General features: G+C 62.9%; 8 protein-coding genes and 1 tRNA gene. 6 read left to right on the top strand and 3 right to left on the bottom strand.

The annotated features are described in order from the left end of the window. Positions 1-194 (top strand): hypothetical protein (locus OW493_RS16725; RefSeq protein ID WP_289864950.1); only part of this gene is annotated, 194 nt, incomplete at its 5' end. A 33-nt stretch (positions 195-227) separates the two neighbouring features. On the opposite strand, the gene OW493_RS16720 is transcribed toward OW493_RS16725, so the two are convergent. Together OW493_RS16720 and OW493_RS16715 are read right to left on the bottom strand one after the other, a co-directional pair. Continuing rightward, positions 228-304: transfer RNA gene (locus OW493_RS16720), tRNA-Met, on the bottom strand. Positions 305-390: 86 nt separating this feature from the next. Continuing rightward, positions 391-1,299 carry a choline ABC transporter substrate-binding protein gene (locus OW493_RS16715; protein WP_205632788.1) on the bottom strand — a complete coding sequence of 303 codons (909 nt, stop codon included), beginning with the start codon at positions 1,297-1,299 and terminating at the stop codon, positions 391-393. Between the two features lie 539 nt (positions 1,300-1,838). On the opposite strand from OW493_RS16715, the gene betI reads away from it, so the two are divergent. The 4 genes from betI to OW493_RS16695 all read left to right on the top strand — a co-directional run bounded on the left by betI (position 1,839) and on the right by OW493_RS16695 (position 9,131). Further along, positions 1,839-2,501, top strand: coding sequence for a transcriptional regulator BetI (betI, locus tag OW493_RS16710; RefSeq protein ID WP_077371460.1), 663 nt, complete (start codon positions 1,839-1,841; stop codon positions 2,499-2,501). 87 nt (positions 2,502-2,588) lie between these two features. After that, the gene (betB, locus tag OW493_RS16705; RefSeq protein WP_077371457.1) at positions 2,589-4,070 is read left to right on the top strand and encodes a betaine-aldehyde dehydrogenase; all 1,482 of its coding nucleotides are present in this window, start codon (positions 2,589-2,591) and stop codon (positions 4,068-4,070) included. A gap of 370 nt (positions 4,071-4,440) precedes the next feature. Then, the gene (gene betA, locus OW493_RS16700; RefSeq protein WP_289864949.1) at positions 4,441-6,156 is read left to right on the top strand and encodes a choline dehydrogenase; all 1,716 of its coding nucleotides are present in this window, start codon (positions 4,441-4,443) and stop codon (positions 6,154-6,156) included. Positions 6,157-6,662: 506 nt separating this feature from the next. After that, the gene (locus OW493_RS16695; RefSeq protein WP_289864948.1) at positions 6,663-9,131 is read left to right on the top strand and encodes an acyl-CoA dehydrogenase; all 2,469 of its coding nucleotides are present in this window, start codon (positions 6,663-6,665) and stop codon (positions 9,129-9,131) included. A 125-nt stretch (positions 9,132-9,256) separates the two neighbouring features. Here the strand turns inward: OW493_RS16695 and OW493_RS16690 are convergent, their stop codons facing one another. Then, positions 9,257-9,844: a hypothetical protein gene (locus OW493_RS16690; RefSeq protein ID WP_289864947.1), complete on the bottom strand. Its 588-nt coding sequence runs from the start codon at positions 9,842-9,844 to the stop codon at positions 9,257-9,259. A 304-nt stretch (positions 9,845-10,148) separates the two neighbouring features. Here OW493_RS16690 and ugpB point away from each other — a divergent pair, with 304 nt between their 5' ends. After that, positions 10,149-11,489 (top strand): sn-glycerol-3-phosphate ABC transporter substrate-binding protein UgpB, encoded by a 1,341-nt coding sequence (gene ugpB / locus OW493_RS16685; RefSeq protein ID WP_077371442.1) that lies wholly within the window; start codon positions 10,149-10,151, stop codon positions 11,487-11,489. The last annotated feature ends 59 nt before the right edge of the window (positions 11,490-11,548 follow it).

Genomic DNA, 11,548 nt, shown 5'->3' with positions numbered 1-11,548 from the left:
CCTGTGACCCAATGATTAACAGTCATTTGCTCTACCAACTGAGCTATCGAGGAACAACCTTGAACACGCGACGAATTATACGGAAATACTCAATGGCGTCAACCACCTTCGGGCATTCAACCTACCGCAGAACTCGCTCGATTCCTTCTGCCGAATCCACCTCCGAAAGCGCACATGGCGACATCCAGATGTGACAAGGCCCGCACGGATGCAGGCCTTGGAATCACTGGTGGCTACACCCTGATTTGAACAGGGGACCCCATCATTATGAGTGATGTGCTCTAACCAGCTGAGCTATGTAGCCACACGACGAGGCGTATATTGCAGGTCAGGCTGCTGAATTGCAAGCACTTTTTTGCAATTGCCCGTCAAAGTGAGTCAGCGGGATGCTCAGATGCCCAGCGAGGCCTTGACGGCAGGCAGGCCAGGTTCTCCCTGGGTGGTCTCGACACCTTCAAGCCATGCCTCCAGCACGCTGGGGTTCTGCTTGAGCCAGTCTGCTGCTGCCTCATCCGGATCGGCACCCTCATCCATGATCTCGCCCATGATCTGATTTTCCATCTCCAGGCTGAACTCGAGATTGGCCAGCAGCGCACCGACATTGGAACACGCCTCACTATATCCCGCGCGGGTATTGGTGTAGACCGTCGCTCCGCCCAGGTTCGGCCCGAAGTAGTCATCCGCGCCTTCCAGATATCCCATCTCGAAGCGAGTGTTCATGGGGTGCGGCTCCCAGCCGAGGAAGACGACCCACTCCTTGGCCGCGATCTTCGACTTCACTTCCGCCAGCATGCCGGCTTCGGAAGAATCGATCATCTCGAAGGCGCCCAGACCGAAGGCATCGTCATCGATCATGTCGGCGATGATCATGTTGCCATCATTGCCTGCCTCGATGCCGTAGATGCGCCCATCGAACTTCTCGAGGTTGTCGGCAAGATCCGCCACCGAGGTCACGCCGGCATCCAGCACGTACTGGGGCACCGCCAGGGTGTACTTGGCCCCTTGCAGATTCGCACGCGGTCGCTCTACCTGCCCCTTGTCGATATAGGGGTCACTGATGGAAGCCATCGACGGCATCCAGTTCCCCAGGAAGACATCGAAGTCATCGTTCTTCATGCCGGCATAGGCGATCGGCACGGAGATCGTGTCGGAGGTCGTCTCGTACCCCAAGCCTTCCAGGACACTGCGCGTCAGCGCCGTGGTGGCAGTGATGTCCGTCCACCCCACCTCAGCGAAGCGCACCGTACTGCACTCCTCTGATACCTCGGCGTGCGCCTGGGGTGCCAGCAGCATCCCCATGGCCAGTCCCAGCGGCAATGCGGCAAAACCTGATGATGATTTCATGCTTGTCCCTTCTCTTTGTTATATGAGCAGTACATGTCCGTCAATCACACGTGTCATTGATCCCCACCCGGCCCGGCGACAAGTGGCAGCCCGCGGGAGGCGCCACTCATGGCAAACTCTCATCACGACAAGCTCCCATGCTGTCGTTGAGAAGCTGCCAGTCTCTGACGAGCTGCCGGGCCAGACGTACGAGGCACCTCGTGAGCACCTTCACAGCCCTTGCAAGGACGCCTTGTGCCCTCTGGCGTTCTCTATAGTTCTACCAAGCCTGGCTTTCAATAACCACGAATTATGCAACTTGACGCATCACCTTTCTGTCTCTACACTTTTTATTAATTGAACGTTCAATAAAACTCGAGTCACGACAAGATCGAGCCGAATCCCGATTGAACGCCGGATTCAGCAATGCGGTGACAACCGCGTATCCTTGGCGTCTACCAGTACCAAGATTACGCGAGTTTCACCGATACGCCACCTGACGGGAGAGCAAGCTGATGCCGAAAGTGGGAATGGAGCCCATTCGTCGCCGCCAATTGATTCTGGCCACCATGCAAGCCATCGATGAGGCAGGACTGGCCGACGCCACCGTTGCACGGATCGCACGGCATGCGGGCGTCTCCGCCGGCATCATCAGTCACTACTTCGGCGGCAAGGATGGCCTGATGGAGGCCACGATGCGCCAGATCCTCACCGACCTGCGCAGAGCCGTCAGTGAGCGACGCGCCGAGATCGCCTCGAACGACGTCCGCAGTCACCTGCACGCCGTGATCGATGGCAACTTCGATCGCAGCCAGGTCAGTCAGAGCGTCTCCAAGACCTGGTTGGCCTTCTGGGCCTCCAGCATGCACCGCACACCGCTGGAGCGCCTGCAGAAGGTCAATGACCGTCGTCTGGTCTCCAATCTGTCGGCCATCTTCCGTCGCGTGATGCCGCTGGTGGAGGCACGCGATGCGGCGGCAGGACTCGCCGCCTTGATCGACGGCCTGTGGTTGCGTGGCGCGCTGGACCCCGAGGGACTGGACGTCGAGCGAGCCCGGCGTCTGGCCTATGAATATGTGGAATACCAGCTGGCGCAACACGCCGCTGACGTCTCCACGCCAGCAGCAGATGCACAAGCGTCTGACATGACGCACCCGGTGCCTGCCGAGCATGCCTGAGCGCAACAGCCTCCCCCGCTCGGACGCTTGAACCCACCGGTACTCTACGACTCTCCCCCTTTTCTGATCCCTGACAGGAGCGCAAGCATGGCCAACAGCAACGCAAGCTTCCCGACCCAGACCCTGTACATCAATGGTCGTCGCGTCGACGCGACCTCTGGCGAAACCTTCGAGACCGTCAACCCGGCCACCGGCGACGTCATCGCCCAGGTACAGCAGGCCAGCGGCGCGGACGTGGATGCCGCCGTCGAAAGCGCCCTGCAGGGCCAGAAGGTGTGGGCCGCGATGAGCGGCATGGAGCGTTCGCGCATCCTGCGTCGCGCCGTCGACCTGCTGCGCGAGCGCAATGACGAGCTGGCACTGCTCGAGACATTGGACACCGGCAAGCCGCTGTCCGAGACGGAAGTGGTCGACATCGTCACCGGTGCCGATGCACTGGAATACTATGCAGGCCTCGCGCCGGCCATCGAAGGCACCCAGGTGCCGCTGCGCCAGGAAGCCTTCGTCTACACCCGCAAGGAACCGCTGGGTGTCATCGGTGCCATCGGTGCCTGGAACTACCCGATCCAGATCGCCTGCTGGAAGTCTGCCCCGGCACTCGCCGCCGGCAACGCCATGGTCTTCAAGCCCAGCGAAGTCACGCCGCTGAGCGCACTGAAGCTTGCCGAGATCTTCACCGAAGCCGGCCTGCCGGACGGCGTGTTCAACGTCGTGCAGGGCGATGCCCGCGTCGGCGTGATGCTCACAGAGCACCCGGATATCGCCAAGATCTCCTTCACCGGCGAAGCCGGCACCGGCAAGAAGGTCATGTCCGCGTCCGCCTCTTCCAGCCTCAAGGAAGTCACCATGGAGCTGGGCGGCAAGTCCCCGCTGCTGGTGTTCGCGGATTCCGACCTCGACCGTGCTGCCGACGGCGCCATGATGGCCAACTTCTACAGCTCCGGTCAGGTGTGCACCAACGGCACCCGCGTCTTCGTCGAAGCCAGCGTCAAGGACGCCTTCGAGGCCAAGATCGTCGAGCGCGTCGCACGCATCAAGGCCGGTGACCCGCAGGATCACGCCACCACCTTCGGCCCGCTGGTCAGCTTCGAGCATCTGGAAAAGGTCGTCTCCTACCTGGAGATCGCCAAGCAGGACGGCGCACGTCTGCTGGTCGGCGGCGAGCGCATGAGCGAAGGCGACTTCGCCAAGGGCGCCTGGGTCGCGCCGACCGTCTACACCGACTGCAGCGATGACATGCGCATCGTGCAGGAAGAGATCTTCGGTCCGGTGATGTCCATCCTGTCCTTCGACAGCGAAGAGGAAGTCATCCGCCGCGCCAACGACACCACCTATGGCCTGGCGGCTGGCCTGTTCACCGAGAACCTGAACCGCGCGCACCGCGTGATCCACCAGCTCGAAGCCGGTATCTGCTGGGTCAACACCTGGGGCGAGTCCCCGTCCGAGATGCCGGTCGGCGGCTACAAGCAGTCAGGCATCGGTCGCGAGAATGGTGTCGAGACGCTGTCCCACTACACTCAGACCAAGTCCGTGCTGATCGAGATGGGGCCGTTCGAGTCCGCCTTCTGAGCCACCAGAGGCCATGAGGCCTGAATCGACGACAGCAGCATCGTCTGGCGCAGGATGCGGGATCAGGACACTTGATCCACTGATCCGCTGCAGTGAGTTGATGCACGGAAGATAGCGCCAGATGCCCCACCCGCCGGCATGACGACCCCTCGTCGTGCCGGCCAGCACGCCACGCCACTCATGACTTCGGCGCTGGCAGTGCACGAATCCCGACGAGTCGCTGACAGTGATGGCATACCACTTGCCATGCGCTGCCCCGACGGCTCCTCACAGACACATCACCGTATCCATCCGCCCGGCAGTGGCCACCCCTCGTCGTCGACGGGGCGTCCTGCGCCCGCATGTGGCATCTGATACGAAAGGAGATTTCATGAGCCAATTCGAGCGTGAATACGACTACGTCATCATCGGTGCCGGCAGCGCCGGCAACGTGCTGGCCACTCGCCTCAGTGAAGACGCTGACGTCAGTGTCCTGCTGCTGGAAGCGGGCGGCCGTGACCACCGCTTCGATTTCCGTACCCAGATGCCTGCCGCACTGGCGTATCCCCTGCAGGGCCAGCGCTACAACTGGGACTTCAAGACCGACCCCGAGCCGCACATGAACAATCGCCGCATGGAATGTGGCCGCGGCAAGGGGCTGGGAGGCTCCTCGTTGATCAATGGCATGTGCTACATCCGTGGCAATGCGCTGGATTACGACAACTGGGCCAAGGATCCCATCCTGGCTGACTGGAACTATCGTGAGTGCCTGCCCTACTTCCGCAAGTGCGAGACGCGCGATATCGGCCCGAACGACTACCACGGCGGCGATGGGCCGGTCTCGGTCACGACTCCCAAGGAAGGCAACAACGAGCTCTATCACGCCTTCATCGCGGCAGGCATCGAGGCAGGCTATCCGGCCACCGAAGACGTCAACGGCTATCAGCAGGAAGGCTTCGGCCCGATGGACCGCTTCGTGACCAAGGAAGGCCGTCGCGCCTCCACTGCCCGCGGCTATCTGGATACCGCCAAGAAGCGCGCCAACGTGACCATCGAGACGCGTGCCACCACCGATGTCATCCTGTTCGAGGGCAAGACAGCGGTCGGCGTGAAATATGAGCGCAAGGGGCAGGACCACCGCGTACGCGCGCGCAAGGAAGTGCTGCTGTGTGCCGGCGCCATCGCCTCGCCGCAGATCCTTCAACGCTCCGGCGTCGGCAACCGTGAGCACCTCGAGCCGCTGGGCGTGAAGATGGTGCACCACCTGCCGGGTGTGGGGGAGAACCTGCAGGATCACCTCGAGCTCTACATCCAGTACGAGTGCACCAAGCCGATCTCGCTCTACCCGTCCCTCAAGTGGTACAACCAGCCGCCCATCGGCCTGGAGTGGATGCTCAAGGGGACTGGTGTGGGTGCCAGCAACCAGTTCGAGGCTGCCGGCTTCATTCGCAGCGATGCCAACGAGGCCTGGCCGAACCTGCAGTATCACTTCCTGCCGATCGCGATCAGCTACAACGGCAAGAGTGCGGTGCAGGGTCACGGCTTCCAGGCACACGTCGGTTCCATGCGCTCCCAGAGCAAGGGCCGTGTCCGACTGACCTCACTGGACCCCAAGGCCGCGCCCTCGATCTTCTTCAACTACATGGCCGAGGAGCGTGACTGGGAAGAGTTCCGCGCCGCCATTCGCCTGACTCGCGAGATCATCGCTCAGCCGGCACTGGACGATTACCGTGGCCGCGAACTGGCGCCGGGCGCTGACGTCCAGACGGACGAGCAGCTCGACGAGTACGTACGCAATCATGCCGAGACGGCCTACCACCCGTGCGGCAGCTGTCGCATGGGCAGTGACGAGACCTCCGTGGTCGATGGTGCCGGTCGCGTGCATGGTCTCGACAACCTGCGCGTCGTGGACGCCTCGCTGTTCCCGGTCATCCCCACCGGCAACCTGAACGCACCGACGATCATGCTGGCGGAGAAGATGGCCGACAAGATTCGGGGCCGTGCTCCGCTGCCACCGTCCAACGCCGACTACTTCGTGGTCGAGCCGGGCACACCGGCCAAGCAGCCCGCCAAGCGCCAGATCGATTCCGCGCCGATCAACGGCTGATCCCGCGCGATCAACGTAAGCCTCCGTTATGCTGACGGCAGGCATGGAAGCACCATCGATCGTTCGAGGCCCCGCACTGCGGGGCCTTTTTTATGTCTGGCATGTCTCGATTCCAGACCATCACTTCCGTCGTGGCAGCCCACCTCCCCGTTTCTCCCCGCCCGCATCGCATCATCCCGCCCGCATCGCTTCATCCCGCCCGCACCGCCTCATCCCGTCTCATGGCATCAGCAGCTCCGATGACGTCCCGACCGGGGCCAGTGCCTCTCCCTGTATCCAAGGCCCCTTTCGCTGCCCATACGCCTTGCACAGCCACCATTGCTTTCCCCGCGACGCCCCTTCCATCGCTTCACCTTTCATACCTTCGACCTTGGGTGGACTGGCGGAGTGAGTCGAGTTGGGATAGGCTGACAATAATTCAAACAACTGTTCTAAACGCATGGCTGCTATGCTGAAGAGGAAGGCCATTCGCTAGAGCTCCCGCAACGCAACCTGGAGATCCTGCCATGACGCAGCTCATCCTCATCCTCGTCGCCCTTGCCGGTCTACTGACCGTCATGGCACGTGAATCCGGTGCACTGGCCGCCATCGGCGTGCTGGCGGTCACCGGCCTCATCGGCCTGGGCATCGACGCCCCGGTGCTTGGTGTTCTGCTGTTGATCAGCGCGGCACTGGTCGCCGTCTGCGGCCTGCCGGCGCTGCGCACCAAGTGGCTCAGCCCGCGGCTGTTCGCGATGTTCAAGAAGGTGTCGCCCAAGGTCTCGGCGACCGAGAAGGTAGCCCTGGAAGCCGGTACCGTGTTCTGGGACGCCGAATTGTTCTCCGGCAAGCCGCAATGGGACACCCTGACCGCACAGCGCAATGAGGGCATCTCCAGCGAGGAGCAGGCCTTCATCGATACGCAGTGCTCCATCGCCTGTGGCATGACCAACAGCTGGGAAATCGCCCGCGAGCGTGCGGATCTTCCCGAGGAACTGTGGGAATTTCTCAAGCGCGAGAAGTTCTTCGGCATGATCATTCCCAAGCAGTACGGCGGCCTCGGCTTCTCGGCCAAGGCGCAGTCACTGGTACTGCAGAAGCTGGCGGTCAACGAGACGCTGATGGTCACCGTCGGCGTGCCCAACTCCCTCGGCCCGGGTGAGCTGCTGCTCAAGTACGGCAGCGAGGAACAGAAGGATTATTACCTGCCGCGCCTGGCGGATGGCCGCGAGATCCCCTGCTTCGGCCTGACCGGCCCGCGTGCCGGCAGTGACGCGACCTCCATTCCGGACACCGGTATCGTGTGTCGCGGCATGCATGACGGCGAGGAAGTCGTCGGTATCCGCCTCAACTTCGAAAAGCGCTGGATCACCCTGGCGCCGGTCGCCACCGTGGTCGGCCTGGCCTTCCGCATGTTCGACCCCGAGCACCTGCTGGGGGACGTGGAAGACATCGGCATCACCTGCGCCCTGATTCCGCGTGAGACCGACGGCATGGACATCGGCCGTCGCCATCACCCGATCGGCGCGCCGTTCATGAATGGTCCGATCTTCGGCAAGGACGTCTTCATCCCGCTCAGCTATCTGATCGGTGGCGAGCAGATGGCCGGCCAGGGCTGGAAGATGCTGGTCGAGTGTCTGTCGGTGGGTCGCTGCATCACCCTGCCGTCCGGCTCCGCGGGCATCTCTCGCTACGCACTGGGCTGGAGCGCCGGTTTCGCGCGCATCCGCCGCCAGTTCAATCTGCCGGTGGCCGAGATGGAAGGCGTGCAGGAGCCGCTGGCTCGCATGGCCGCGATGAACTACATCAGCCAGGCCGCCGTACTGCATACCGCCAACATGATCGACAACGGCCACAAGCCGGCCGTGCCCTCCGCCATCCTCAAGAGTCAGCTGACCGAGATGGCCCGCACGCTGCTGACCGATGGCATGGATATCCACGGCGGACGCGGCGTGACGCTCGGCCCGCGCAACTACATCGGCGTGGCATATGCCGGCACCCCGGTCTCGATCACGGTGGAAGGCGCCAACATCATGACCCGCAACCTGATGATCTTCGGTCAGGGGGCCATCCGCTGCCATCCGTACGTGCTGGAAGAACTGGCCGCCAAGGATGCCGATGACCTGAACGCCTTCGACAAGGCCTTCTTCCGCCATGCAGGCCTCATCTTCGGCAACGCGGCCCGCGCTTTCAGCCAGAGCTTCGGCATCGGCGGCAAGACCACCGGCTTCGACGCCGTCGCCACGCCCTATGCCAACCACATCAACCGCTTCAGCGCCGCCTTCTCGCTGTCCGCCGATGCGGCCATGGCCAGCCTCGGCTCCAGCCTCAAGGCACGCGAGATGCTGTCGGCTCGTCTGGGTGACGTGCTCTCCAACCTCTACCTGGCGTCCCTGACGCTCAAGCAGTGGCACGAATCGGACGCCTGTGAGCACGAGGAAGCGCTGTTCCACTACAGCATGCAATGGTTGCTGCATCGCACCGAGAAGGCACTCGACGAACTGCTCGCCAACCTGCCCAACCGTGCCCTGGCCACGACATTGCGCGTCGTCACGCTGCCGCGTGGTCGTCAGTTCGCCATGCCCAGGGACAGCCTGACCCGCGAGATCGCACGTGCCGTCTCCACCGACAGTGCACTGCGTACCAAGCTGACCGACAACACCTGGGACGCTCAGGACGAAGGCCAGAAGGACAATGCCCTCGCCCGCTACAACGCGCTGCTCAAGGATTACCCGCGTGCGGAGCCGATCTACAAGACGCTGGCCAAGGCCTATCACAAGGGCGAGATCCCGGCCGACGCACTGTCACCGGAAGCGCGCATCGAAGCGGCGGTCGAGGCCGGTATCCTGTCCGCTGAGGATGGCGACTTCATGCGCGTCTTCGAAGCCGAGGTACTCGACATGCTGACCGTCGACCACTTCGATTTCGATGCCTTCGTGCGCAAGCCGATGGCGAGTGACGGCACAGCCTCCAACCCACAGCAGGACGCCGCCTGATCACCGGCCGACGCCCGCGTGAGCGATGCAAGACCTGATCGCTGATCGCAGAACCAAAAAGGCCCCGCTCAGTGAGCGGGGCCTTTTTATTGGCAGGAGGCGCCATGCTTCGCGTCATCTCGATCTCAGATATGACGCGCGAAGTGCTCGAGATCACGCACGAAGGCGTTCTTGTAGGTCCCGAAGTCCTTCGGGCGCGCCTTGAAGGTGCGCTTGATGCGCTCGCGATCCAGACGCAGCGGCTCGTCCAGCGCCGCGAGAGTGCCGACACGCGCCGCCGGATTCATGCCGACCAGCTCACGCGGGCGATCGCCTTCGGCCTCGGCCTCCAGCCAGTCGTTGATCCCGGCGCGACGCAGCACGCTGACCAGCGAGCCGTCGGTGAGACGCACCTGCAGACGACCGTGATCCGCCAGCTGTGACACCAGCGCGATGCCGTGGTCATGGCCACGATGGACCGGCGGCGTCGCCCACAGGGCAAGATTCAGCCCGCGCGCATTCTCGTCGAGCACCAACAGGGCGGCGGAGTGGATGCGCTCGGCATCGTCCACCAGCGCGAACAGGCGAGCGGTCTCGTTCTCGAACCAGACACCTCGGACACCGGCATAGCTCACCAGCGCATCCAGTCCCCCCTCGCGGCCATGCACTTCGGCACACAGCATCGCCAGACACGCATCGCGCCGGGCACCGGCACTCACTTCCACCACTTTCATCGCATTCTCCGCCACAGGCATTTTCAGCGCGCAAGACTAGCACACTCGCCGGATGATCGCCTGATCCACCGCGCCCCGTGCAGGGCCGACGGTGGTTACCCGCACATGAACATCCAACCGTCATAAAGTTGTAAGGAAAGCCTTCTAGAGTCGTCTACGCTTTTCGGACGATCATCATAAGAACAAAAAGGTGTTCGCTTGATCGTTCGCCATCGATCGACAGCAGTCAGCCTGCGCGACTCCCACAAGGCTGACCAGGGACCCTCTCAGGAGCTCGACCATGCGCCGCCCTACCCATCACGCAATGCTCAACACCCGTGGCACCCGTCATCTTGCCAGCCTCGCGCTGGCAGTCGGTTTCGCGACCGCTTCCGCCAGTGCCCTGGCCGCCACCGAAGTCGAGTGGTGGCACGCCATGGGGGGCGGACTTGGCAAGAAGGTCGACGAGATCGCGGCCGACTTCAATGCAAGTCAGGATGAATTCGTCGTCAAGCCGGTCTTCAAGGGCAACTACTCCGAGACCATGACGTCCGCCATTGCCGCCTTCCGGGCCGGCAAGGGCCCGGACATCGTGCAGATCTTCGAGGTCGGCACCGCCACCATGATGAGCGCCAAGGGTGCCATCATGCCGGTCCATCAGCTGATGGCGGACTATGCACCGTCAGAAGGCGCGAGTTTCGATCCGAAGGCCTACCTGTCTTCCGTCACCGGCTACTACACCGACACCGAAGGCAAGATGCTGTCGATGCCGTTCAACTCCTCCACCCCGGTCACCTATTACAACAAGGACATGCTGGCCAAGGCCGGTGTCGAATCCGTGCCGGCCACCTGGCAGGAGCTGGGTGATGCCCTCAAGAAGGTCGTCGATTCCGGCGCGGGCAGCTGTGGCCTGACGACCACCTGGCCGTCCTGGGTGATGCTGGAGAACTTCTCGGCACGCAATGACGTGCCCTTCGCCAGCCAGGCCAATGGCTTCGCCGGCACCGATACCCGCCTTGAATTCAACAAGACCGCCGTGGTCGACCACATCCAGCGCCTCGATGACTGGCAGGCCGACAAGCGCTTCGTGTTCGGCGGTCGCTTCGATGACGCGGCGCCGAAGTTCTACTCCGGTGAGTGCGCGATGATGATGGGCTCCTCCGCCAGCTATGCCGGCGTCAAGGAAAGCGCCAAGGGCTTCGAGTTCGGCGTGGCACCGCTGCCCTACGACAGCGACGCGATCGAGACGCCGCAGAACTCCATCATCGGCGGCGCGTCACTGTGGGTGCTGTCCGGCCACAGCGATGAGGAATACCAGGGCGTCGCCAAGTTCTTCCAGTACCTCTCCAGGCCCGAAGTCCAGGCCGACTGGCACCAGTTCACCGGCTACCTGCCGATCACCACCGCCGCGGCAGAGCTGACACGTGAGCAGGGCTTCTACGCCGAGAATCCGGGCACTGACGTCGCCATCACCCAGATGACCTCCGTGACCCCGACCGAGAACTCCAAGGGCCTGCGTCTGGGCAACATGGTGCAGATACGTGACGTGATCAACGAAGAGCTCGAGAAGATCTTCGCTGGCAAGGAAAGCGTGCAGGACGGTCTCGATCAGGCTGTCGAGCGCGGCAACAAGCTGCTGGAGAAGTTCGAGCGCGCCAACGGCTGAACACCGCCACACCATGGTGGGCCGCCTGGGCGGCCCACCATGCCTGGATGCCAGAGAGC

The sequence above is a fragment of the Cobetia sp. 14N.309.X.WAT.E.A4 genome, assembly GCF_030397495.1.
GTDB classification, from domain to species: domain Bacteria; phylum Pseudomonadota; class Gammaproteobacteria; order Pseudomonadales; family Halomonadaceae; genus Cobetia; species Cobetia marina.
This window is presented reverse-complemented; position numbering and strand designations above follow the sequence as displayed.

Coding starts and splice junctions, on each gene's coding strand:
- OW493_RS16715 (WP_205632788.1), bottom strand. CDS start 1,299: ATGGGGATGCTGCTGGCACCCCAGGCGCACGCCGAGGTATCAGAGGAG.
- OW493_RS16695 (WP_289864948.1), top strand. CDS start 6,663: ATGACGCAGCTCATCCTCATCCTCGTCGCCCTTGCCGGTCTACTGACC.
- OW493_RS16690 (WP_289864947.1), bottom strand. CDS start 9,844: ATGAAAGTGGTGGAAGTGAGTGCCGGTGCCCGGCGCGATGCGTGTCTG.
- betI (WP_077371460.1), top strand. CDS start 1,839: ATGCCGAAAGTGGGAATGGAGCCCATTCGTCGCCGCCAATTGATTCTG.
- betA (WP_289864949.1), top strand. CDS start 4,441: ATGAGCCAATTCGAGCGTGAATACGACTACGTCATCATCGGTGCCGGC.
- betB (WP_077371457.1), top strand. CDS start 2,589: ATGGCCAACAGCAACGCAAGCTTCCCGACCCAGACCCTGTACATCAAT.
- ugpB (WP_077371442.1), top strand. CDS start 10,149: ATGCTCAACACCCGTGGCACCCGTCATCTTGCCAGCCTCGCGCTGGCA.